Origin of the sequence: Microbispora rosea (assembly GCF_900156315.1) — a bacterium.
Lineage (GTDB): Bacteria > Actinomycetota > Actinomycetes > Streptosporangiales > Streptosporangiaceae > Microbispora > Microbispora rosea.
In genome coordinates this window covers 483533-506595 of the sequence record NZ_FTNI01000001.1, presented here as the reverse complement: position 1 = coordinate 506595, position 23063 = coordinate 483533, and the positions used below count along the sequence as shown (strand labels likewise).

Annotated in this window: 18 protein-coding genes; 8 read left to right on the top strand and 10 right to left on the bottom strand. The window is 71.7% G+C overall.

Features of this window, described 5'->3' with window-relative positions; genetic code table 11:
* The first annotated feature begins 169 nt into the window (after positions 1–169).
* From BXA11_RS02335 to BXA11_RS02305, 7 genes are all read left to right on the top strand, one after another.
* The gene (locus BXA11_RS02335; protein WP_083743891.1) at positions 170–1072 is read left to right on the top strand and encodes an ABC transporter ATP-binding protein; all 903 of its coding nucleotides are present in this window, start codon (positions 170–172) and stop codon (positions 1070–1072) included.
* On the top strand, positions 1060–1956 hold the full coding sequence (locus BXA11_RS02330) for an ABC transporter ATP-binding protein (protein ID WP_244303564.1): 897 nt from the start codon (positions 1060–1062) through the stop codon (positions 1954–1956). The genes BXA11_RS02335 and BXA11_RS02330 overlap by 13 nt, the downstream gene beginning before the upstream one ends.
* On the top strand, positions 1956–2846 hold the full coding sequence (locus tag BXA11_RS02325) for a branched-chain amino acid ABC transporter permease (protein ID WP_030509991.1): 891 nt from the start codon (positions 1956–1958) through the stop codon (positions 2844–2846). Before BXA11_RS02330 ends, BXA11_RS02325 begins: the two co-directional genes overlap by 1 nt.
* Before the next feature lie 214 nt (positions 2847–3060).
* A complete protein-coding gene (locus tag BXA11_RS02320) occupies positions 3061–4089 on the top strand; it encodes a branched-chain amino acid ABC transporter permease (protein WP_076432475.1) in 1029 nt (342 codons plus the stop codon).
* Positions 4050–5339, top strand: coding sequence for an ABC transporter substrate-binding protein (locus BXA11_RS02315; protein WP_076432282.1), 1290 nt, complete (start codon positions 4050–4052; stop codon positions 5337–5339). The genes BXA11_RS02320 and BXA11_RS02315 overlap by 40 nt, the downstream gene beginning before the upstream one ends.
* Positions 5340–5414: 75 nt before the next feature.
* Positions 5415–6560: an acyl-CoA dehydrogenase family protein gene (locus BXA11_RS02310; protein WP_076432280.1), complete on the top strand. Its 1146-nt coding sequence runs from the start codon at positions 5415–5417 to the stop codon at positions 6558–6560.
* An 8-nt stretch (positions 6561–6568) separates the two neighbouring features.
* Complete coding sequence (locus BXA11_RS02305) at positions 6569–7009, top strand: acyl-CoA thioesterase (RefSeq protein ID WP_239104828.1); 441 nt, start codon at positions 6569–6571, stop codon at positions 7007–7009.
* Positions 7010–7022: 13 nt separating this feature from the next.
* Here the strand turns inward: BXA11_RS02305 and BXA11_RS02300 are convergent, their stop codons facing one another.
* The 6 genes from BXA11_RS02300 to pyk all read right to left on the bottom strand — a co-directional run bounded on the left by BXA11_RS02300 (position 7023) and on the right by pyk (position 13643).
* Positions 7023–7631, bottom strand: coding sequence for an NAD(P)-dependent oxidoreductase (locus BXA11_RS02300; RefSeq protein ID WP_076432276.1), 609 nt, complete (start codon positions 7629–7631; stop codon positions 7023–7025).
* Positions 7628–7762, bottom strand: coding sequence for a hypothetical protein (locus tag BXA11_RS45240; RefSeq protein ID WP_275409673.1), 135 nt, complete (start codon positions 7760–7762; stop codon positions 7628–7630). Before BXA11_RS45240 ends, BXA11_RS02300 begins: the two co-directional genes overlap by 4 nt.
* Positions 7763–7773: 11 nt before the next feature.
* Positions 7774–8247: an anthrone oxygenase family protein gene (locus tag BXA11_RS02295; protein WP_076432274.1), complete on the bottom strand. Its 474-nt coding sequence runs from the start codon at positions 8245–8247 to the stop codon at positions 7774–7776.
* A gap of 126 nt (positions 8248–8373) precedes the next feature.
* A complete protein-coding gene (locus tag BXA11_RS02290) occupies positions 8374–10266 on the bottom strand; it encodes an ABC transporter ATP-binding protein (protein WP_083743888.1) in 1893 nt (630 codons plus the stop codon).
* The gene (locus tag BXA11_RS02285) at positions 10263–12059 is read right to left on the bottom strand and encodes an ABC transporter ATP-binding protein (RefSeq protein WP_076432272.1); all 1797 of its coding nucleotides are present in this window, start codon (positions 12057–12059) and stop codon (positions 10263–10265) included. The genes BXA11_RS02290 and BXA11_RS02285 overlap by 4 nt, the downstream gene beginning before the upstream one ends.
* A gap of 150 nt (positions 12060–12209) precedes the next feature.
* On the bottom strand, positions 12210–13643 hold the full coding sequence (pyk, locus tag BXA11_RS02280) for a pyruvate kinase (protein ID WP_030509982.1): 1434 nt from the start codon (positions 13641–13643) through the stop codon (positions 12210–12212).
* Positions 13644–13750: 107 nt separating this feature from the next.
* On the opposite strand from pyk, the gene BXA11_RS02275 reads away from it, so the two are divergent.
* Positions 13751–14605, top strand: a complete 855-nt coding sequence (locus BXA11_RS02275) for a hypothetical protein (RefSeq protein WP_143734042.1) — start codon at positions 13751–13753, stop codon at positions 14603–14605.
* On the opposite strand, the gene BXA11_RS02270 is transcribed toward BXA11_RS02275, so the two are convergent.
* The 4 genes from BXA11_RS02270 to gltB form a co-directional block, all read right to left on the bottom strand.
* Entirely contained in the window at positions 14526–14942 is a 417-nt protein-coding gene (locus BXA11_RS02270) for a DUF2784 domain-containing protein (RefSeq protein ID WP_076432268.1), read from the bottom strand. The genes BXA11_RS02275 and BXA11_RS02270 overlap by 80 nt on opposite strands.
* A gap of 197 nt (positions 14943–15139) precedes the next feature.
* Complete coding sequence (locus BXA11_RS02265; protein ID WP_239104827.1) at positions 15140–16786, bottom strand: S8 family peptidase; 1647 nt, start codon at positions 16784–16786, stop codon at positions 15140–15142.
* Between the two features lie 176 nt (positions 16787–16962).
* Positions 16963–18447 (bottom strand): glutamate synthase subunit beta, encoded by a 1485-nt coding sequence (locus BXA11_RS02260; protein ID WP_076432266.1) that lies wholly within the window; start codon positions 18445–18447, stop codon positions 16963–16965.
* Positions 18448–18515: 68 nt separating this feature from the next.
* The gene (gltB, locus tag BXA11_RS02255; protein ID WP_076432264.1) at positions 18516–23042 is read right to left on the bottom strand and encodes a glutamate synthase large subunit; all 4527 of its coding nucleotides are present in this window, start codon (positions 23040–23042) and stop codon (positions 18516–18518) included.
* Between the last annotated feature and the right edge of the window lie 21 nt (positions 23043–23063).

The following is a 23063-nucleotide window of genomic DNA, read 5'->3' as shown; positions in this document are numbered from 1 at the left end:
ACCAGCGTCCGGAACAAGGTTCGGTTCTCGTTTCGTGATGCGGGATTGTGCTGGAGCACAGGGCACGACCGGCGGGCATGGGCTGGGGTCCCGACTTGACCTCCGGCGCTGGACGGCCCTCGACCACGGTGGGTTGGGTGTGCCTTCATCGAAGTCACAGGAGGCGCGGATGTCTGGTGAGGCGGGCCCGGAGACCGGCGGCCCAAGGAGCGAGGGCCCGCGGATCACGGACCCCGAGAAGACCGTTGGCCTCGAGATCAGGGGCCTGGAGGTGCGGTACGGCCCCGTACGCGCCCTGCGGGGCGTCCACCTGTCCGTGCCCGGGGGCGCGGTGGCCGCGGTGCTCGGCGCGAACGGTGCGGGAAAGACGACGCTGCTGCGGGCCGTCTCGGGGACGCTGCGGTTCCACCGGGGCGCGATCACGTCGGGGACGGTCGCCTTCGGCGGGTCCCGGCTCGACGGAGTGCCGGCCGCGGCCGTCGTGCGGCGCGGCGTGGTCCAGGTGCCGGAGGGGCGACGGGTGTTCGCCCGGATGACGGTGGCCGAGAACCTGCGCGCCGGAGCCCTTGGCGTGCCGGGCAGGCTCGCGGCGACGGCCCGTGAGCGGGTGCTCGACCTCTTCCCGGTGCTGGCCGAGCGGGCGCACCAGCGGGCGGGCCTGCTGTCGGGCGGCGAACAGCAGATGCTGGCGATCGGCCGGGCGCTCATGGCCGGGCCGTCGCTGCTGCTGCTCGACGAGCCCACGCTCGGGCTCGCGCCGCTGATGGCGGCCCGGATCGCCGACACCGTGCGGCAGATCAACGCCCAGGGGACGTCGGTGCTGCTGGTGGAGCAGAACGCGGCCATGGCGCTCGCGCTGGCCGAGCGGGCGTACGTGCTGGAGGTCGGCGAGGTGGCACTGTCGGGACCGGCGGCGGACCTGGCGGCCAGCGACGAGGTGCGCCGCCGCTATCTCGGTGTCGGCGCGACCCATTCAGACCGACCGGTCGGTACCGACTCCGGTCCCACCCCCGAAGAGCATGAGAGGCCCGCGAGGCACGAGAGGACCAGGCTGGCGAGATGGACGGCATGACCCACCGCCGCGGCGAGCCGCGCGCACACCCGACGAGGCGGCGACGCATACCCCTCAGAAACCAACCGGTCGGTACGGCCGCCGGCGACGGCCCGGCGGAACTCGTGGTCAGCGAGGTGACGGTGCGCTTCGCCGGGCTCACGGCCCTCGACGCGGTGAGCTTCACCGTGGCCCCCGGCAGCGTGCACGCGCTGATCGGCCCGAACGGCGCGGGCAAGTCCACCTGCTTCAACGTGCTGTCGGGCGTCTACCGCGCCACCTCGGGCGGCGTGCGCTTCGGCGGCGCCGAACTGACCTCGCTGCGCCCGCACCAGGTTGCCGCGCTGGGCGTGGCGCGGACGTTCCAGAACATCGCCCTGTCGCCCCACCTGACGGTCCGCGACAACCTCATGCTCGGCCGGCACCGCCTGACCCGTGCCGGCTTCGTCTCGGCCGGCCTGCGGCTGCCCACGGCGAGGCGCGAGGCCGTACGGCACGGCGCGCGCGTGGCGGAGATCGCGGAGTTCGCGGGTGTCGGCGACGCGCTGTCCATCCCGGTGGGGCTGCTGCCGTACGGCGTGCAGAAGCGGGTGGAGCTGGCCCGGGCGCTGTGCATGGAGCCGCGGCTGCTCCTGCTGGACGAGCCGGTGGCGGGGATGAACGGCGGCGAGCGGCGGGAGATGGCCGGCCTCATCGAGTCGGTGCGCGAGAGCCTCGGCATCTCGATCCTGCTGGTCGAGCACGACATGGGCGTGGTCATGCGGATCGCCGACGCGGTGACCGTGCTCGACTTCGGCAGGCGGATCGCGGACGGGCCGCCTGAGGAGGTCCAGCGCGACCCCGAGGTGATCCGCGCCTATCTCGGCGACTACGGCCGCCCCTCCGGTGGGCGGGGGCAGGCGTGATGGCGGTCTTCCTGGAGCTGCTCGTCAACGGCATCTCGGTCGGAGCCGTGTACGCACTGATCGCTCTCGGCTTCGTGGTGATCTTCAAGGCGACCGAGGTCGTCAACTTCACGCACGCGTCGCTGCTGCTGGCCGGCGGCTACGTGATCGCCCGGCTGCACCCGCTGATCGGGTTCTGGGCGGCGCTGGCGGCCGGGATCGCGGCGGCGGCCCTGGTCGGCGCGCTGGTGGAGTTCCTGATCCTGCGCCGGGCGCACGTCGGCTCGCGCGGCGTGCTGGCCATTGTCACGATCGGCGTGGACATCCTGCTGACGACCGAGCTCACCCGCCGGATCGGCACCGAGGTGCTCGCCCTCGGCGACCCCTGGGGCGACCGGGTGCTGCGCCTCGGCCCGGTCACGGTCGCCGAGACCCGCGTCGTGGCGCTCGCGGTCGCCGCCGCGCTGATCGTGGCGTTCCTGCTCGCCTTCAAGTTCACCGGCTGGGGCGTGGCGATGCGCGCGACGGCCGAGGACGCGGAGACCGCCGCGCTGATGGGCGTGCGGCTCGGCCGGGTCTCGCTCAGCGCGTGGGCCGTCGCCGGGGCGCTGGCCGCGGTCGCGGCGATGTTCCTGTGCGTCTTCCCGACGCCGGGTCTGGACAGGGGCACGGCCGCGGCGGCGATGAAGGCGTTCCCCGCCGCCATCCTCGGCGGGCTCGACTCGACCACCGGCGCGCTGGCCGGCGGGCTGATCGTGGGCGTCACCGAGACGCTGATGAGCGGCTACCAGAGCGAGCTCGCCTTCCTGGGCCGCGGCATCGGCGACGCGGCGCCGTTCCTCGTGATGATCGTGATCCTGCTGCTGCGGCCCTCCGGGCTGTTCGGCACGAAGGAGCCGGCCCGTGTCTGAACCCACACCCACGGCGGCGACGCCCGGACGCGACTCGCCCGCAGCGGGGACTCCCGAGCCCGGCGCACCCGCCCCCAGCACGCCCGCCCCCAGCACGCCCGCCCCCAGCACGCCCGCCCCCAGCACGCCCGCCCTCAGCACGCCCTGGCCCGCGCGTGGCACGGCACGACCCCTCCGGGCCGTGCTGCGGCTCGCGGTGCTCGCGGTGTCCGTCATGGTGTCCGTCGCGGTGCCCTTCTACCTGGAGGGGTTCTGGCTGCAGACGGGGCTGTTCGCGATGTCCGCGGCGATCGGCGCGATCGGGATCAACCTGCTGACCGGGGCGACCGGGCAGCTGTCCCTGGGGCACGCCTTCTTCCTCGCGGTCGGGGCGTACTCCTACGTCTTCCTGTCGACCGATCTGGGGCTGCCGACGCCGCTCGCGGCCGTGGCCGCGGTGATCGTCGCGGGGGTGTCCGGCGGCCTGTTCAGCCCGATCGCCGGCCGCCTCAGGGGCGCCTACCTGGGCATCGCCACCCTCGCCCTGATCTTCGTCGGCCAGCACATCCTGTTCAACGCGGAGCCGGTGACCGGCGGCTTCAACGGACGGCCGGTGCCGCCGATGGAGCTGTTCGGCCTCGTCTTCGCCGACACTCCGGAGCTGGTGGTGCTGAACGTGCCGTTCGGTTCGCTCGAACGGCTGTGGTTCCTCGGGATCGCGCTGCTCGCGGGCGCGGCCGTGTTCGCCAGGGGCGTGCTGCGCGGCCGTCCCGGGCTGGCGATGAACACGATCAGGGACCACGAGATCGCCGCGGGGGTGATGGGCGTGCCCGTCGCCCGATACCGCGCGGGCGTGTTCGTCCTGTCGTCCATGTACGGCGGGCTCGCCGGGGTGCTCGTCGCCCTGGTCTTCCAGCAGGTCGTGCCGGACTACTTCGGCATGCTGCTGTCGCTCGACTACCTCGCGATGATCGTGATCGGCGGCCTGGGGTCGGTCGCCGGGGCGGTCGCCGGGGCCGCGTTCGTCTCCCTGCTCCCCCAGCTGCTCACGCGCTACAGCGACGCCCTGCCGCTGGTGGCCGAGCCGGGTTCCGGCGGGGTCTCCCCCGCCGAGGCCGCGCGGATCCTCTACGGCGCCGCCGTCGTCGCGGTGGTGCTGTTCCTGCCCGGCGGTCTGGCCGGGCTCGCCACGCGGCTCGGCCGCGTTCGACTCAAGGAGCTCAGATGGGCAAAATCGGCACCCGCGCCGGCGTCGCGGCGTTAGCCCTGCTGTCCCTGGCCGTCGCGGCCTCGGCGACGGGATGCGCGAGCGGCAAGGCCACGGGCGGTGGCGGAGGCGAAGGCGCCGGGGCGGCCGGCGGTGACGGAGTCAAGACGGGTCCCGGCGTCACGGCCACCACGATCACCGTGAGCGCGCTCACCGACCTGACCGGTCCGTACGCGTCGTTCGGCAAGAGCCAGACGCAGGCGCAGCAGCTGTACTTCGACCAGGTCAACGCCGCCGGCGGGGTCTGCGGGCGCAAGTACGAGCTGGTCGTCCGCGACCACGGCTACGACACGCAGAAGGCCGTGGCCGCCTACACCGAGGTCGCGCCCAAGTCGGCGGCGATCGCGCAGTTCATCGGCTCCCCGATGATCACGGCGTTGAAGCAGCGCATCGACGGCGACAAGCTGCTCACGATCCCGATGGCGTGGGCGACCACGCTGCTCGGCAGCCGGGCCATCCAGGTGACCGGCACGACGTACGACGTGGACATGATCAATGCCGTCGAGTTCCTCACGAAGGAGAAGGGGATCACGTCCGGCGACAAGATCGGGCACCTGTACTTCGAGGGCGACTACGGCGAGAGCTCGCTCAACGGCTCGAAGTACGCCGCGGGCAAGCTCGGCCTGCAGATCGTCGAGCAGAAGATCAAGGCGACCGACCAGGACATGAGCGCCCAGGTGGCGGCGTTCAAGGCGGCCGGGGTGAAGGCCGTCCTCGTCTCGGTGGGGCCCCGGCAGACGGCCTCGCTGGTCGGCGTGTCCCTGGCCAAGGGGATGGACGTGCCGTTCGTCGGCAGCAACTCGGCCTACTCTCCGCAGCTCCTCGCGACCCCGGCCGGGCCGGCCCTGCTGAAGGACTTCTACTACGTGTCGGCGGGGACGCCGGTCAGCGCCGGGAACGCGGCGATGCAGCGGCTGGTGGCCGACTACCAGGCGAAGTATCCCGGCGAGACGCTCGACAGCGGCGTGCCCACCGGCTGGAGCGCCGCGATGATCGTGGACGAGGCGATGAAGAAGGCGTGCGAGGCCAAGGACCTCACCCGGGACGGCGTACTGAACGCGCACCGCTCGCAGTCGGGCTTCGGCGGCGACTTCGGCACGCCGATGGACTTCACGTTCTTCGACAAGCCCGCCACCCGGTCGTCGTACGTGCTCAAGCCCGACAAGGCGGCGCTCGGCGGCGCGGTGGTCTTCAAGGAGGCGGAGGTCTCCGGGCTGGCGAAGGACTACCCGGTTCCGGTGGGCTGAGGGGCGACGGCCGCCGCGTCCGCGCCGGAGGTGACTCGCTAGAGTCCCCCTACCGAATAATCGTCTGGAGAATCGATGCGACGCACCATTTACGGCGAGGACCACGAGGCCTTCCGCGACTCCGTGCGGCAGTTCGTGATCCGCTCGGTCGCCCCGAGGGCCGAGGAGTTCATCGAGCGCCGGCTGATCGACCGCGAGGTGTGGCGGGAGGCCGGACGGCAGGGATTCCTCGGCCTTGAGGTCCCCGAGGAGTACGACGGCGCGGCGGCGGGCGACTACCGCTTCAACGCCGTACTCATCGAGGAACTGGCCGGGGTCGGCATGGCTCTGGCGTCCAGTTTCGGCATCCACTTCGACGTGGTCGCGCCCTACCTGGTGGACCTGACGACGGACGAGCAGAAGAAGCGCTGGCTGCCGCCGTTCTGCTCGGGAGAGCTGATCACCGCGATCGGCATGACCGAGCCGGGCGGCGGGTCGGACCTGGCGGCGCTGCGCACGACCGCCGTCAGGGACGGCTCCGACTGGATCATCGACGGCTCCAAGACGTTCATCACGAACGGCTACCAGGCCGGCCTCGTCGTGGTGGCGGCAAGGACCAGCCCGGAGAAGCGGGCCAAGGGCATCACGCTGTTCGCGGTCGAGGAGGGCATGCCCGGCTTCCACCGGGGGCGCAAGCTCGACAAGATCGGCCAGCCGGAGGCCGACACGGCCGAGCTGTTCTTCGAGGGCGTGCGGGTGCCGGCCGCCAACGTGATCGGCGAGGTGGACCGGGGGTTCGTCGCCATGATGGAGCGCCTCCCCCAGGAACGGCTCGGCAGCGCCGTCACCAACCTCGCCCACGCCGCCGCCGTGCTCGCCGAGACCCTGTCGTACGTGAAGGAGCGCAGGGCGTTCGGCCAGGCGATCGGCAGCTTCCAGTACAACAAGTTCACCCTGGCCGACCTCGTGACGAAGGTGGAGGTGACCCGGGCGTACGTCGACCAGTGCGTGGCCGCCCACGCCGGCGGGGAGCTGACGGCGGTCGACGCGGCCAAGGCCAAGATGTGGACCGCCGAGGTGCAGAACCAGGTGATCGACGCCTGCGTGCAGCTCTACGGCGGCTACGGCTACATGAAGGAGTATCGCGTGGCGCGGGCCTGGGCGGACGCCAGGGTGACCCGGATCTGGGCGGGGTCCAACGAGATCATGCGCGAGATCGTCGGGCGGGACCTCGGACTGTGAACGGGGCTGTGAACGGGCCTGTGAACGACCGGGCGGCGTATCGCCACTGGCGGGACGTGCCCACCCGCTGGAAGGACAACGACGTCTACGGGCACGTCAACAACGTCGTGCACTACTCGCTGATGGACACCGTGATCAACACCTGGCTGATCGAGGAGGCCGGGCTGGACATCCACGAGGGCCCGGCGATCGGGCTGTGCGTGGAGTCGCGCTGCTCCTACCGCGCCTCGGTGTCCTTTCCGCAGGTGATCAGCGTGGGCCTGCGGATCGGGCACCTCGGCCGGTCCAGCGTCCGCTACGAACTCGCCCTGTTCGCCGGGGACACGCTGGTCGCCGAGGGCGACTTCACACACGTCTTCGTGGACCGGCACACCCGCCGCCCCGTCGAGATCGGCCCGCCCCTGCGCCCCGCCATGGAACGCCTGCTCCTCCCCTCGCCCCCGGCGTGACCGTGTGGCCGGCTCAGCGGCCTTGGACGTTGACCGCCACGCGGCTCAGGTGACCCTCCTGGACGATGTCCAGGAGAGTGGTCGCCACGTCCGCCCTGGTCAGGGAACGCGGCGTACCCAGCAGCTCGCGACGGATCACGGCCGTCCCGGTGGCGGGCCGGTCGGTGAGCCGGGTCAGCCTGACGATGGTCCAGTCCAGGTCGCCGGTGGTCACGGCCTGCTCCAGGTCGCGGGCGTCGGCGTACTGGGTGGCCAGCAGGCGGTGCAGCAGCCAGATCAGCAGGAACGGCCTGCGGGCGACGATCGGGTAGGGAGTGGTGACGATCAGCCGCTCCACCCCGGTCTCGGTCATGGCCCGCATGACGGTGCGGGTGGCCTCGGCCGCGCGATGCGGGTCGCGGCTGTCGCCGCCGTTGATGATGGAGATCACCGCGTCCGCGTCCGCCACCGCCGTGCGCATCTTCTCCAGGTCTCGGCCGTCGCCCTCGACGACGGCGTGCGGCCGCGCCTCCAGGGCGGCGGCGTTGCGGGTGAAGGCGGTGACACGGTGACCGCGGCGCAGCGCCTCGGCCAGGACGTAGCGCCCGGTGCGGCCGGTGGAGCCGATGAGGGTGATGTTCACGGCGTCACCGTCCAGATGATCGAGCCGACGCGCCGCACCCGTGCGTCGGACGCGACCCGGGCACGCAGGTGAGCCTCGGTCCGCGGGGTCGGATCCTTGCTGGTCAAGATGGTCATGGTGGAACGGAACATGGGCGTTCTCCTCAGCGGCCGGAGGGCCGATGGACGACGGCGATGGTGATGATCAAGGCGAAGGCGGCCAGCGCGGTCAGGGTGCGCAGGTCGTGGAACAGCTCCCACCGCCGGAAGACCTCGGCGTAGCCGTCCGGCACCGGACCCGCGGCCCATTCTCGGAAACGCGCGTGCAGCGGGACGTTGCCGAACACGGTGACGAGCAGCGAGGTCAGCGCCAGCGCACCGGCGCCGAGCGCCAGCCCGCGCACCCGGCCGCGACCGGCGATCGCCAGACCGAAGGTGGTGAGGATGGCCAGCGCCATCGCGCTCTGCATGATCGGCTCGTTGACCTTCATCATCGTGGTGTGGAAGGTCAGGCGCACATCCAGCGGAACGGCCCCGAACGTGGGGATCACATTGGCCGCGCCGTACCCGAACGCGCCCGCGAGCAGGCCGGTGGCCAGCAACGCCGCCCCGTGGATATACCTCTGTGGGGTTTCCATGACTGCCAATCGTCGTCCGGCCGGAGTCCGGCGGCGTCCCACCCACGGAGTCTTCTGCCGCTACCCCACCGGGATCAGCCCGGCCGGCGGGGCTAAGACCCCGGGAGTAGCCGGCGACGGCAGGGGTCAGGCGAGGCTGTCGAGCCAGGCACGGTGGAGGCGGGCGAACCGGCCGGCGCCGGCGACCAGGCGGTCCGGCGGGCCGTCCTCCACGATCCGGCCGTGCTCCATGACGAGCACCCGGTCGGCGATCTCCACGGTGGACAGACGGTGGGCGATGATCAGCGCGGTCCGGTCGGCGAGGATCGTCCGCAGCGCCCGCTGGACGAGGCGCTCGCTGGGCACGTCGAGGCTGGAGGTGGCCTCGTCCAGGATCAGCACGGCCGGATCGGCGAGGAACGCCCGGGCGAACGCGACGAGCTGGCGCTGCCCCGCCGACATGCGTCCGCCGCGCTTGCCGACCTGTGTCTCGAATCCGTCCGGCAGCGCGGAGACGAACGTGTGGGCTCCGATGGCCTCCGCGGCCCGCTCGATCTCCGAATCCGGCGCGCCGGGCCGCCCGAACCGCACGTTGTCGGCGACCGTCCCGCTGAACAGGTAGTTCTCCTGGGTGACCATCACCACATGGCGGCGCAGCGCGTTCTCGTCCAGGTCGCGCAGGTCCACGCCGTCGAGCAGCACCCGCCCGGCGACCGGGTCGTGGAACCGGGCGATGAGCTTGGCCAGGGTGGTCTTGCCCGCGCCCGTGGTCCCGACGACGGCCACGGTCTGCCCCGCCGGGATCTCCAGGTCGAGCAGCGGCAGCACCGGCGGGCCGCTGGGATAGGCGAACCGGACGGCCTCGAAACGCAGCGCCCCCGCGGCGCGCGGCAGCGGCGCCGGGCGGCGGGGCGGGGCCACCGAGGGCCGCTCCTCCAGCACGCCCGACAGCTTCTCCAGCGCCGCCCCGGCCGACTGCAGCGCGTTGTAGAACTGCGAGATCTCCTGCATCGGCTCGTAGAACTGGCGCAGGTAGAGCAGGAACGCCGCGAGCACGCCGACCGTGACCGTGCCGCGCAGCGCCAGCAGGCCGCCGTACAGCAGGACGGCGGCGACGGTGAGGTTGCCGATCAGCTTGATGCCGGGCATGAACACGGCGACCAGGCGCATACCCCGCGTGTTGGCGGCGCGGTAGTCCGCGTTGAGCCGCTCGAAGATCTCCTGGTTGCGCGGCTCCCGCCGGAACGCCTGCACCGCCCGGATCCCGGTCATCGACTCCACGAAGTGCACGATGACCAGCGCCACCGCCTCCCGCGTACGGCGGTAGGTGACGCTCGACTGGCGGCGGAACCACCGGGTGAACAGCAGCAGGACCGGCAGCGGCAGCAACGCCACCAGGCCGAGGCGCACGTCGAGCACGAGCAGCATGACCGCGGTGCCGCACAGCGTGAGCACGGCCGTGACCAGGCCGTCGAAACCGGAGTCGAGCAGTTCGGCGATCGCGTCCACGTCGGAGGTGAGCCGGGAGATGACCCGCCCCGAGGTGTACTTCTCGTGGAACGACAGCGACAGGCGCTGGAAGTGGTCGAAGACCCGGCGGCGCAGCTCCAGCAGGATGTCCTGCCCGATCCGGCCCGACATCTGCAGGAACGCCTGCCGGGTGAGCGCCTGGGTGAGCGTGGCGGCCAGCACCGCGCCGACGATCGCGAGCAGCGTGCCCGCGCCCTGCCCCCGCAGCATCGGCGGGATCCCGTCGTCGATGCCCGCCTTCACGAGGTACGGCAGGGCCAGCCCGGCGGCGTTGGACACCACGATGACCGCCGTGAGCACGGCGATCGCCCGGCGGTGCGGGCGCAGCAGGTCGCCGAGCAGGCGGCGCGACCGGGTGCGCAGCAGCAGGGAGACCCGCTCGGAGATCTCGTCCCGGCTCTCGGCGGCGACCCCGCGCCACGCCTCTGTGTCTCCCGCTCGCTCGGTGTCTCCGGCTCGCTCGGTGTCTCTCGCGGTGGTCTCCGCGTCGTTGCCGGTCTCCTGGCTCATCGCATCGATCCCTCGGGGTCGAGATCGGCGTCCTGGGCGAGCAGTTCGCGATACTCCGGCACGGCCGACAGCAGGTCGCCGTGGCGGCCGATGTGGGTGACGGTGCCGTCGCGCAGCAGCGCCACCCGGTCGGCGAGCAGCACGGTCGAGGCGCGGTGCGCCACGACGATGCCGGTCGCCTCGGCGAGCACGCGCCGCAGCGCCTCCTCGACCAGCGCCTCGGTCTCCACGTCGAGCGCCGACAGAGTGTCGTCGAGGACCAGCACCCGCGGCCTGCCCAGGACCGCCCTGGCCAGCGCGAGCCGCTGCCGCTGACCGCCCGACAGCGACATCCCCTGCTCTCCGATGCGCGTGTCGAGCCCCCACGGCAGGTCGTAGACGAACGTCGCCTGCGCGATCTCCAGAGCCTGCCTGATCTCCTCCTCGGCGGCGTGCCCGTGGCCGAGCGTCACGTTTTCGCGGACGCTCATCGAGAACAGCGTCGGCTCCTCGAACGCCGTGGCCACCACCGAGCGCAGCGAGGTCAGCGACAGGTCCCGCACGTCGTGCCCGTCCACGGTGACGCGGCCGGAGGTGACGTCGATCAGGCGGGGCACGAGCGCGGTGAGCGTCGTCTTGCCCGACCCGGTGGCCCCCACGAGGGCGACGGTCTCCCCCGGCCGCACCTCCAGCCACACGTCGCGCAGCACCGGCCGGTCGGCGCCAGGGAAGCGGAACCCGACGCCCTCGAAGCGCACGTGGCCGCGCGGGCGCTCGATCACGCCCGGGCCGCCGCTGATCGCGGGCACCGTGTCGAGCACCTCGACCACCCGGTCGGCCGAGGTCATGGCCTCCTGGCCCATGGCGAGGATGTAGCCGAGCGAGGCGACGGGCCAGACGAGCTGGAGGACCAGCGTGGTGAAGGCGACCAGGGTGCCGAGCGTCAGCGCGCCGGCGCCGACCGCGATCGCGCCGAGCAGCAGGATCAGGGCGAGCGTGACGTTCGGCACGACTTCGAGGAAGGTGAAGAACCGGGAGGCCAGCCGCACCTTCGCCAGCGAGGTGCGGCGAATGTCGCGGGCGGCGGCGGCGAAGTTCGCGAAGACGTGCTCACGCCGCCCGAACGCCTTGACCGTGCGGATTCCCACGGCCGACTCCTCGACCAGCGTGGCGAGGTCGCCCTGCTGGTCCTGCACCTGACGGGAGATGACGATGTAGCGCCGTTCGAACCGCAGCGACAGGATCACGACCGGGACAGCGGAGACGGCGACGAGCAGGCCGAGTGGCCAGTACATCCGCAGGAGCACCACGGTGACCGCGGTGAGCTGCAGGATGTTCATGATCAGGAAGAGCATGCCGAAGCCGAGGAACCTGCGGATCGCCGACAGGTCCGTCGTCGCCCTGGAGAGCAACTGGCCCGACTGCCATCCGTCGTGGAAGCTCATCGGCAGCCGCTGGAGGTGCCGGTAGAGGTCGTCCCGGATCGCGGTCTCGAGGCCGAGGACCGGCCCGGCCTGGGACCAGCGGCGGACGAACGTGAGAACGGCCTCGGCGACGCCGAGGCCGAGGGCCAGCAGCCCGAGCGGGACCAGCCCGCCGAGGTCCCCGTGGGCCACCGGGCCGTCGATGATCTCCTTGCTCACCAGCGGGATCACCGTGCCCGCGGCGATCCCGAGCAGTGCGGCGATCCAGGACACCACCAGGCTGGGCACGTACGGGCGCAGATAGGACCGCAATCGCCACAGCGAGCGCCACGGCGACCGGTGACCAGTGCCGTCGCTCGCGTCGGGCCCGGGTTCCTGAGGGGAGTCCATCAACGGGCGCAGCGCTCCTCCGGCATCTGACAGGAAATGTCGACTCGCTCCTGCCATGCTCCGTCGAAGGGCGCCGCGCCTTCAAGGGGTTTTCTCCCACCGCCGGGTGCCCCAGGCCGCGCGGCCCGGGGACCCGGCCGCCCGCCGGGGTCAGGTCGACGGGTGGGCGACCGCCGAGCCGATGGTGTGGACGCGCAGGGCGTTGGTGGAGCCGTGGTTGCCGGGCGGCGAGCCGGCCACGACGACGACCTTGTCGCCCTTCTCGCAGACGCCGAGCGACAGCAGCGAGGCCTCCACCTGGCGGACCATGTCGTCGGTGTGGTGCACGAACGGCACCTCGAAGGTCTCCACACCCCAGGTCAGCGCGAGCTGGCCGCGCACCTGCGGGTTGGAGGTGAACGCCAGCAGCGGGATCGGCGAGCGGTAACGGGCCAGCCGCCGGGCGGTCTCGCCCGACATCGTGAACGCCACCAGGGCCTTGGCCCCGACGATCGCGCCGACCTCGGCCGCCGCGCGGGCGATGGCCCCGCCGGTCGTCTCGGGCAGGCGGTCCAGCGTGTGGGTGGCCTGCAGCGTGGTGCCCTCGGCGGCGACCGCGATGCGGGCCATCGTGGACACCGACTCGATCGGGTAGTTGCCCACCGAGGTCTCGCCGGACAGCATGACCGCGTCCGCGCCGTCCATCACGGCGTACGCGACGTCGGAGGCCTCGGCGCGGGTGGGCCGGGGGGCGCTCATCATCGAGTCGAGCATCTGGGTGGCCACGATGACCGGGTGGGCCTTCTCGCGGCACAGCTCGACGATGCGGCGCTGGACGATCGGCACCTGCTCCAGCGGCAGCTCGACGCCGAGGTCGCCGCGGGCGACCATCACGCCGTCGAAGGCGTCCACGATCTCCTCGAGGCAGTCGACGGCCTGCGGCTTCTCGACCTTGGCGAGGAGCGGGAGCCTGACGCCCTCCTCCTCCATGATCGCGTGGACGAGCGCGGCGTCGTCCGGCGAGCGGACGAACGACAGGGCGATCATGTCGAAGCCGGTGCGCAGCGCCCAGCGCAGGTCCTCCTCGTCCTTCTCCGTGAGCGCAGGAGCGCTGACGGCGACGCCGGGGAGGTTGAGACCCTTGTTGTCGGAGATCATGCCGCCGATGACGACACGGGTGACGACGCGCGGCCCCTCGACCGCGGTCACCTCGAGGTTCAGCCGGCCGTCGTCCACGAGGATCGTGTCGCCGGGCTTGACGTCGCCCGGCAGGCCCTCGTACGTCGTGGAGACGATGTCACGGTCGCCGGGGACGTCCTCGGTCGTGATCGTGAAGACGTCGCCGAAGCCGAGCCGAACGGGACCGGAGGCGAAACGCCCGACGCGGATCTTGGGACCCTGGAGGTCGGCGAGGACGCCCACGGCGCAGCCCAGCTCGTCGGCGGCGGCTCTGACCCGGTCGAACACCTCCTTGTGCAACTCGTGGCTGCCATGCGAGAGGTTGAAGCGGGCGACGTTCATGCCCGCCTTGATGAGCTCGCGTAGGCGCTCCGGTGAGGAGGTGGCGGGCCCGAGGGTACAGACGATCTTTGCTCGACGACTCACAGCACTACCCTAATTGGTACAGACCACTTGCAGTGACGGCGCACACAGCTGTCGCCTAATGTTCAGACACTTCACGCGATCACCCGCGTGCCCTAGCCTTGGCAGTCATGGGACGTACCCGGACCTGGGGGGTAATAACGGCGCTGTTCACCCTGGCCGCGTGCGGAGGCCAGGCTACCGAATCGGCGGCGCCGCCGACGGGTGTTTCGGTGTCGCTGAACCAGTGGCGCAGCGACGAGACATCCCACGACCTTGAGGTGTCCGTGCGCAACGACACCGGCACGCGCGTGCGCTTCCAGGATGTCCAACTTGTCACGGCCTCGTTCGCGACGCTCCCGCCGACCCGCGTGGACACCGCCCTCGGCAGGACGCCGCGCACGGACCTGCGGATCCCGTACGGCGAGGCGCGCTGCGACCCGGAGAAGATCCCGCCGGTGCGCCCGGCCACGGTCGTGGCGCACGTCCAGGTCGGGGACGGGGCCTTGCGCAAGGTGGAGTTCCCGGTCCACCACCCCGATCCCACCCTGGACGGGCTGGTGAAGGCCGAGTGCGGGGCCTACATCCTGCGCCAGTCGGTGGACGTGACGTTCGGGGACACCTGGACCCGCGTGGGCCGGACCCTCCGGGGGAACCTCGTCGTCACCAGGAAGGGCGGGTCGGAGCCGGTCACCATCGACGACCTCGGCGCCACCACGCACTACACGATGCTGCCCCGCTCCGGCGGTCGCCGGCCGGTGGCGGTGCTCGCCGCGGACGCCACACGGCTGGAGATCCCCGTGGAGGTCACCCCCATGCGCTGCGACTGGCACGCCTTCGCCGAGGCCAAGAAGGCCTACCTGTTCCCGATCTACGGCACCGTGGGCGGCGGCGAAAAACGTTATCTCATCGCGACGCCTCCGGCTCCGGTGCAGCAGACGTTCCTGGCGTACGCGCAGGACGTCTGCGGCGTCGGCGGATCCTGATCGCGAGCCCCGCCCAGGAGGCGAGCACGACGGCGATCACCGCCAGCCGCACGTGCCACACGTACGCCTCCGGATAGACGACGCCCTCGATGTAGGTGTCGATGAAGCCGCCAGGCAGCAGCCCGCGCTCCCCCGCCCTGGCCCGCGCCCAGTTCTCCAGCGCGGTCAGCGGGCACTCCACGAGCCCGGAGAGCTGCACCAGCCCCCAGGCGCACAGCGCGAGGTGCGGCCAGACGAGCCGGGGCCGCCACCAGGCGAGGAAGCCGCCCAGGGCGATGTAGGCGATGACGAGGAAATGCGCCACCGTCGTGGCCTGCCAGACGAGCCGGTAGATCATGATCTGCCCTCCTTCGCGAGGAGGGTAGGCCCGCCATGGCCCGCCGGACATCCGGCGGGCTACTCAGGCGCGTACTCAGGTGGGGACGAGCCCCGTTCCGGGCCCCGCAACGGGCCTCAGAACGGGCCTCAGAACGGGCCTCAGAGTGGGCGCCGGGATGAGCTCGTGAAGGGCACGGGAAGACCCCGGGAAGCGGCTCAGGGCGCGACGGTGGCGGCCCGGGCGGCGTCGACCACGCCGTGGCCGAAGAAGCCGTTCTTCGCCGTGGACCCCTCGCAGACCTGGCTCTCGCCGGTGCCGTAGCGGTAGGCGCGGGGCACGGGGCAGCCCTTCGGAGTCGCCGTCGCGTACAGCAGGCGCTCCACCTGCGCGGGGTCCATCTGGAGCCCGCCCTTGCCCGGCGTGCCGAACCGCCCGATGATCAGCGCCGCCACCCCGGTGACGTGCGGCGCGGCCATGGAGGTGCCCTCCAGGTACTGGTAGTAGGCGCACTTGCCGCCATGGCAGTCGCGGATCACCGAGGACGTCTTCGGCTTGCCGTTGGCGAACAGGAGACCCTTGGCGCGCAGGACGTTCTCGGGAGCGGCGGCCAGGATCTCCCGGCTCACGCCCTTGAGATCGGTGCCGGCGTCGAACATGTCGCCGCCCGGCGCGGCGATGTCGGTCTGCTCGACGCCGTAGTCGGAGTACGGCGCCTTACGCCCGCCGGGGCCGACGGAGGACACCGAGATGACGCCGTCGAGCTCGGCCGGGACGTTGAGGCAGGTGTTGTCGACGGACCGCGTCTTCTCCGCGCCCTTGGGGAAGTCGGGGCTGGAGGTGTCGGTCTTCACCTTGCCGAGGTCGAGGCTCTCGTTCCCGATCGCGCTGACGAGTGTGACGCCGCGCGTGTGGGCGTACTTGACCGCGCGGCGCATGCCCTCCAGGATCGCCCGCTGCTCGAGGCGCTCCCTGTTCGTGTCGCTCGGGTTGTTCGCGCAGTTGAACGTCCAGGGGTCGACGTAGAAGCTCATGTTGACCACGTCGACGCCGACGTCGGCGGCGTACTCCAGGGCGTCCATCGTGGGCTTGAGGAAGAAGAAGCCGGAGTCGGTGCCGGCGCGGAGGTTGACCAGCGACACGTCGGGGGCGACCCCGCTGACGCCGAGGCCGTTGATCGGCGAGCCGATCGTGCTCGCGACGTGGGTGCCGTGGCCGTCGTCGTCGACGTCGGCCGGGTCCTTGCAGCCCTTGTGCTCGCAGGGGCCGTCGAGTTGCTTGCCGTTCTCGTCGGTGGGCTGGTCGGCGACGAAGTTGCGGCTGAGCGCCCGGTTGAAGTTGGGCGCGATGTCGGGGTGGTCGCCGTCGATGCCGGTGTCGATGACGCCCACCAGCACCTTGTGGCTGCCCCGGGCCTTGGCGTACGACCCGGTGGGAGTGGCGCCGATCATCTTCATGTCCCACTGGCGGTCCGAGAGCGGGTCGCCGGCCTGTGCTGACCTGACATGCTTCGCGGCCGACCGGGCGTGCTTCGCGCGCCGGGGGGCCGAGGCGGCGGGCGCGTCGGCGGTCTTGCCGATGGGACGGTCGAGCGTGACGCCGACCACGGAGGGATCGGCGCCGATCCGCTCGGGGTCGGACGCGCGCACGATGAGGTAGCCGAGCTTGTCGTCCCGCCCTTGGACCGTTCCTCCGGCGGCCTCGGCCGCCCGCTGCGCCGCGTCCTTGCCGCCGTCCTTGTAGAAGACCAGGTAGTTCTGCGCGGGTTCGGACGCGCTCGCCGCCCCCGGCAGGCCGGCGGCCCCCAGCCCGCCGAGCAATGTGATGGACATGATGGCCCCGGCGAGCCGCCCCCGTGCGTACAACGGTCCTCCTCGATGGTGGGCCCCCGGTGCCGGGGCCCCTCGATCCGGGCTCAGCATCCTCCCGGCAGCCGTACGCGCGCGCAACTCGGCCACCGGACTGAGATATGCCCGTTTTATCCCTTACACTCCGGCGGCCGCGGTCCGGTCCCCTGGGACCACGGCCGCCGGATGACGCCTCAGACGAGGGGCCGCGCCGTCGGGGGGATGGGAGCGGGCAGGACGGACCGCCCGCTCAGGTAGCCGTCCACCGCCGCCGCGGCCGAGCGGCCCTCGGCGATCGCCCAGACGATCAGCGACTGCCCGCGGCCCATGTCCCCGGCCGCGAACACGCCCTCGACGGACGTCTCGTACGACGCGTTCCTGGCCACGTTGCCCCGGGCGTCGAAGAACGACTCCGGGTCGCCGGACAGCGCCGCGAGGTCGTTCAGCAGCGGGCCCTTCTCCGGGCCGAGGAAGCCCATGGCGAGCGTCACCAGCTCGGCCGGGATCTCCCGCTCGGTGCCGGGGATCGGCGCGAACCCCGCCGCCGGGCCCTCGACCTCGACCAGGCGCAGCGCCCGCACGTTGCCCTCGTCGTCGCCGGCGAACCCGGTGGTGGACACCGCGTACACGCGGTCGCCCGCCCCGGCCTCCAGCTCCTCGTGCGCGCTCTCCATCTTGAACAGCATCGGATAGGTCGGCCACGGCTGGCTGCCCGGACGGGTCTCCGGCGGCCTCGGCATGATCTCCAGCTGGGTGACCGACAGGGCCCCCTGGCGGATCGCCGTCCCGATGCAGTCGGCTCCGGTGTCGCCGCCGCCGATCACGACGACGTGCTTGCCCTCGGCCGAGATCGGCGACTCGGCGTAGTCGCCCTCCTGGGTCTTGTTGGCGGGCGGGAGGTACTCCATCGCCTGGTAGACGCCCTTGAGCTCGCGGCCGGGAACCGGCAGATCGCGCCACGCCGTGGCGCCGCCCGCCAGCACGACGGCGTCGAACTCCTCGCGGAGCCGCGCCACCGTGACGTCCACGCCGACGTCGACGCCGGTGCGGAACTCGGTGCCCTCGGCCTCCATCTGGGCGATGCGGCGGTCGACGTGCCGCTTCTCCATCTTGAACTCGGGGATGCCGTAGCGGAGCAGCCCGCCGATCCGGTCGGCCCGCTCGAACACGACCACGTCGTGCCCGGCACGGGTGAGCTGCTGCGCGGCGGCGAGGCCCGCCGGGCCCGAGCCGACGACCGCGACCTTCCTGCCCGTCCTGGCGGCGGGCGGCTGCGGCGTGACCCAGCCCTCGGCGAAGGCGCGGTCGACGATCTCGACCTCGACCCGCTTGATCGCGACCGGGTCCGAGTTGATGCCGAGCACGCACGCCGACTCGCACGGCGCGGGGCACAGGCGGCCGGTGAACTCCGGGAAGTTGTTGGTCGCGTGCAGCCGCTCGATCGCCTCACGCCAGTCGTCGCGGTAGACGAGGTCGTTCCACTCGGGGATGAGGTTCCCCAGCGGGCAGCCGTTGTGGCAGAACGGGATGCCGCAGTCCATGCAGCGGGCCGCCTGCTTGGTGAGCGCGGGCCGGGGGAAGTCCTCGTAGACCTCGCGCCAGTCGCGGATGCGAACGTCGACCGGGCGGCGCGCCGGCAGCTCGCGCCCGTGTGTCAGAAACCCCTTCGGGTCAGCCAACGGTGTTACCCCCCTCTATCCCTGCGTGGAAACGGTCGCGGAAACGGACGTGGTGACTCGCATCGGCGTCACCCGTGGGCGGCGGCCATGACCGCCTCGTCGATGTCGCGGCCCTCGGCCTCGGCGGCGGCCCGCGCCAGCAGGACCCGCTTGTAGTCCGACGGCATGACCTTCGAGAAGCGGCCGAGCGCCGTGTCCCACTCGGCGAGCAGCGCCTTGGCCACCGTGGATCCGGTCTCCGCGAAGTGCTTCTCGACGATCTCCCGCAGGAATTCGGCGTCGTCGTCGTCCAGCGCCTCCAGCTCGACCATCTCGCGGTTGACCCGCTCGGCCCGCAGGTCGAGCACGTACGCGACGCCGCCCGACATGCCGGCGGCGAAGTTGCGGCCGGTCGGGCCGAGGACGACGGCCCGGCCGCCGGTCATGTACTCGCAGCCGTGGTCTCCCACGCCCTCCACGACCGCGGTCGCGCCGGAGTTGCGCACGCAGAACCGCTCGCCCACGATGCCGCGGACGAAGACCTCGCCGGACGTCGCGCCGTAGAGGCCGACGTTGCCGGAGATGACCTGCGTCTCGGCCTCGAACGGCGCGTCGGGGTGCGGGCGGACGACGATGCGGCCGCCCGACAGGCCCTTGCCGAGGTAGTCGTTGGCGTCGCCGGTCAGCCGCAGCGTGACGCCGCGCGGCACGAACGCGCCGAACGAGTTGCCCGCAGAGCCGGTGAACGACACGTCGATCGTGTTGTCCGGCAGGCCGGCCCCGCCGTACCGCTTGGTCACCTCGTGGCCGAGCATCGTGCCGACCGTGCGGTTGACGTTGCGGATGGGCAGCTCGAGCGTCACCCGCTCGCCGAGGTTCAGCGCGCCCTCGGCGAGCTGGATCAGCGTGTTGTCCAGCGCCTTGTCGAGCCCGTGGTCCTGCTCGACTACCTTGCGGCGCGGGGTGCCCTCGGGCAGCTCCGGCTGGTGCAGGATCGGCGACAGGTCGAGGCCGGAGGCCTTCCAGTGCTCGATCGCCTGGGTGGTGTCGAGCAGGTCGGCGCGCCCGATGACCTCGTCGAGCGAGCGGTAGCCGAGCTCGGCGAGGTACTCGCGCACCTCCTGGGCGATGAACTCGAAGAAGTTCACCACGAACTCGGGCTTGCCGGTGAACCGCTTGCGCAGCTCGGGGTTCTGGGTGGCCACGCCCACCGGGCAGGTGTCGAGGTGGCAGACCCGCATCATCACGCAGCCGGAGACGACCAGCGGAGCGGTGGCGAAGCCGTACTCCTCGGCGCCGAGCAGCGCCGCGATGACCACGTCGCGGCCGGTCTTGAGCTGGCCGTCGGCCTGGACGACGATGCGGTCGCGCAGCCCGTTGAGCAGCAGCGTCTGCTGGGTCTCGGCCAGGCCGAGCTCCCAGGGGGCGCCGGCGTGCTTGACCGAGGTCAGCGGGGAGGCGCCGGTGCCGCCGTCGTGGCCGGAGATCAGCACGACGTCGGCGTGGGCCTTGCTGACGCCAGCCGCCACGGTCCCGACCCCGACCTCGGCCACCAGCTTCACGTGGACGCGGGCGCGCGGGTTGGAGTTCTTCAGGTCGTGGATGAGCTGGGCCAGGTCCTCGATCGAGTAGATGTCGTGGTGCGGCGGCGGCGAGATGAGGCCGACGCCGGGCGTGGAGTGCCGGGTCCTGGCGATCCACGGGTACACCTTGTGGCCGGGCAGCTGGCCGCCCTCGCCGGGCTTGGCGCCCTGCGCCATCTTGATCTGCAGGTCGTCGGCGTTGACGAGGTATTCGCTGGTCACGCCGAAGCGGCCGGAGGCCACCTGCTTGATCGCGCTGCGCCGCTCGGGGTCGTGCAGCCGCTCGGGGTCCTCGCCGCCCTCACCGGTGTTCGACTTGGCGCCGAGCCGGTTCATCGCGATGGCCAGCGTCTCGTGCGCCTCCATGGAGATGGAGCCGTACGACATGGCGCCGGTGGAGAACCGCTTGACGATCGACTCGACCGGCTCGACCTCGTCGATCGGCACGGGCGCGCCGGCGGGACGCAGCTTGAACAGGCCGCGCAGCGTCATGAGCTTCTCGGACTGCCCGTCCACCAGGGACGTGTACTCCTTGAAGATCTCGTACCGCCGGGTGCGGGTGGAGTGCTGCAGCTTGAAGACCGTGGTCGGGTTGAACAGGTGCGGCTCGCCCTCGCGGCGCCACTGGTACTCGCCGCCGACCTCCAGCCGCCGGTGCGGGTTCTCCGCCCGGGGGTAGGCCCGCGCGTGCCGTTCCAGCGCCTCCGTGGCGAGCACGTCGAAGCCGACGCCGCCGAGGCGGGAGGTGGTGCCGGTGAAGCACTGCTCGATGACCTCGGCGCCGAGGCCGAGCGCCTCGAAGATCTGCGCGCCGGTGTAGGAGGCGACCGTGGACACGCCCATCTTGGACATGACCTTCAGCACGCCCTTGCCGTACGCCTTGATCAGGTTGCGCACGGCCTTGCGCGGGTCGAGGTCGAGCTGGCCGGTCGCGATCATGTCCTCGACCGTCTCCAGCGCGAGGTAGGGGTTGATCGCGCTCGCGCCGTAGCCGATGAGCAGCGCCATGTGGTGGCACTCGCGGGCCTCGCCGGTCTCGATCACGAGCCCGACCCGGGTGCGGGACTTCTCCCGGATGAGGTGGTGATGCACCGCGCCGGTGAGCAGCAGCGACGGGATCGGCGCCTTCTCGCGGGAGGACCCGCGGTCCGACAGCACGATGATCCGCGCGCCGTCCTCGATGGCCCGGGAGACCTCCTGGCGGATTTCCTCCAGCCGCCGCACCAGCGCCTCGCCGCCGCCGGCCGCGTCGAACAGGCCGGACACGACGTGCGGCTGGAAGCCGGGCAGCGCGCCCTCGTCGTTGATGTGGATGATCTTGGCGAGCTCGTCGTTGTCGATCACCGGGTAGGGCAGCACGAGCCGGCGGCACGAGGCCGGGCCCGGGTCGAGCAGGTTGCCCTCGGGGCCGATCGTCGACTGGAGCGAGGTGACGAGCTCCTCGCGGATGGCGTCCAGCGGCGGGTTGGTGACCTGCGCGAACAGCTGGCTGAAGTAGTCGAACAGCAGCCTCGGCTTCTCGCTCAGCACCGCCACCGGGCTGTCGGTGCCCATCGAGCCGATCGGCTCGGCGCCGTTCCTGGCCATCGGCGTGAGGATGACCCGCAGCTCCTCCTGGGTGTAGCCGAAGGTCTGCTGCCGCTTGACCAGCGCCTCGTGGGTGGGGTGCTCGTGCTCGCGCTCGGGCAGCTCCTCGAAGCGGACCAGGCCGGCGTGCAGCCACTCGCCGTACGGCTCGGAGGCCGCGAGCTCGGCCTTGACCTCGTCGTCCTCGATGATCCGGCCGCGCGCGGTGTCCACCAGGAACATGCGGCCCGGCTGCAGGCGGCCCTTGCGGACGACCTTCTCCTGCGGGATGTCGGACAGCACGCCCGCCTCGGAGGCGAGCACGACCAGGCCGTCGTCGGTGACCCAGAACCGGCCGGGGCGCAGGCCGTTGCGGTCGAGGACCGCGCCGACCAGCGTGCCGTCGGAGAAGGTGATCGACGCGGGGCCGTCCCACGCCTCCATGAGGGTGGAGTGGAACTCGTAGAAGGCCCGGCGGGCCGGGTCCATCTCGGTGTGGTTCTCCCACGCCTCCGGGATCATCATCAGCACGGCGTGCGGCAGCGACCGGCCGCCGAGGTGCAGCAGCTCCAGCGTCTCGTCGAACGAGGCGGTGTCGGAGCCGTCGGGGTCGCAGATCGGGAACAGCCGCCGCAGGTCGCCCGGGATCAGGCCGGTGGCGAGCATGGCCTCGCGGGCCCGCATCCAGTTGCGGTTGCCGCGCACGGTGTTGATCTCGCCGTTGTGCGCGATGTACCGGTACGGGTGGGCCAGCGGCCAGGAGGGGAAGGTGTTGGTCGAGAAGCGCGAGTGGACCAGCGCGATGGCGCTGACGTAGCGCTCGTCGGACAGGTCGGCGAAGAACGGCTCGACCTGCAGCGAGGTCAGCATGCCCTTGTAGACGACGGTCCGCGAGGACAGCGAGGAGAAGTACACGTCCGCCTCGTGCTCGGCCCGCTTGCGGAAGGCGAACACGATCCGGTCGAGCTCGACGCCGGTCTCGCCGCCGGGCGAGGTCACGAACAGCTGCGCGAAGTGCGGCATGACCGCGCGGGCGGTGGCGCCGGGCAGGTCGCGGTCCACCGGCAGGTCGCGCCAGCCGAGGACGGTGACGCCCTCCTCGGCGGCGATCTGCTCGATGAGGCCGATCGCGATCTGCCTGGCCTGCTCGTCCAGCGGCAGGAACGCGGTGCCCGCGGCGTACGCGCCCTCCGCGGGAAGCTCGAACTCCACGACGGCGCGGAAGAACGCGTCGGGGATCTGGGTGAGGATGCCCGCACCGTCGCCGGTGTCCGGCTCGCTGCCGCTGGCACCCCGGTGGTCGAGGTTGCGGAGCGCGGTCAGTGCCTTGGCGACGATGTCGTAGCTGCGGCGGCCCGCGACATCGGCCACCATGGCTACGCCACAGGCGTCATGCTCGAATCCGGGGTCGTAGAGTCCCTGGGGCTCGGGGAGACCTCCGGGAAGGCCAAGGCGGGCAGCAGGCATGTAGTCACTCCCGTCGTCAAC

Coding starts and splice junctions, on each gene's coding strand:
- BXA11_RS02335 (WP_083743891.1), top strand. CDS start 170: ATGTCTGGTGAGGCGGGCCCGGAGACCGGCGGCCCAAGGAGCGAGGGC.
- BXA11_RS02330 (WP_244303564.1), top strand. CDS start 1,060: ATGGACGGCATGACCCACCGCCGCGGCGAGCCGCGCGCACACCCGACG.
- BXA11_RS02325 (WP_030509991.1), top strand. CDS start 1,956: ATGGCGGTCTTCCTGGAGCTGCTCGTCAACGGCATCTCGGTCGGAGCC.
- BXA11_RS02320 (WP_076432475.1), top strand. CDS start 3,061: ATGGTGTCCGTCGCGGTGCCCTTCTACCTGGAGGGGTTCTGGCTGCAG.
- BXA11_RS02315 (WP_076432282.1), top strand. CDS start 4,050: ATGGGCAAAATCGGCACCCGCGCCGGCGTCGCGGCGTTAGCCCTGCTG.
- BXA11_RS02310 (WP_076432280.1), top strand. CDS start 5,415: ATGCGACGCACCATTTACGGCGAGGACCACGAGGCCTTCCGCGACTCC.
- BXA11_RS45240 (WP_275409673.1), bottom strand. CDS start 7,762: ATGTTCCGTTCCACCATGACCATCTTGACCAGCAAGGATCCGACCCCG.
- BXA11_RS02295 (WP_076432274.1), bottom strand. CDS start 8,247: ATGGAAACCCCACAGAGGTATATCCACGGGGCGGCGTTGCTGGCCACC.
- BXA11_RS02290 (WP_083743888.1), bottom strand. CDS start 10,266: ATGAGCCAGGAGACCGGCAACGACGCGGAGACCACCGCGAGAGACACC.
- BXA11_RS02285 (WP_076432272.1), bottom strand. CDS start 12,059: ATGGACTCCCCTCAGGAACCCGGGCCCGACGCGAGCGACGGCACTGGT.
- BXA11_RS02275 (WP_143734042.1), top strand. CDS start 13,751: ATGGGACGTACCCGGACCTGGGGGGTAATAACGGCGCTGTTCACCCTG.
- BXA11_RS02270 (WP_076432268.1), bottom strand. CDS start 14,942: ATGATCTACCGGCTCGTCTGGCAGGCCACGACGGTGGCGCATTTCCTC.
- gltB (WP_076432264.1), bottom strand. CDS start 23,042: ATGCCTGCTGCCCGCCTTGGCCTTCCCGGAGGTCTCCCCGAGCCCCAG.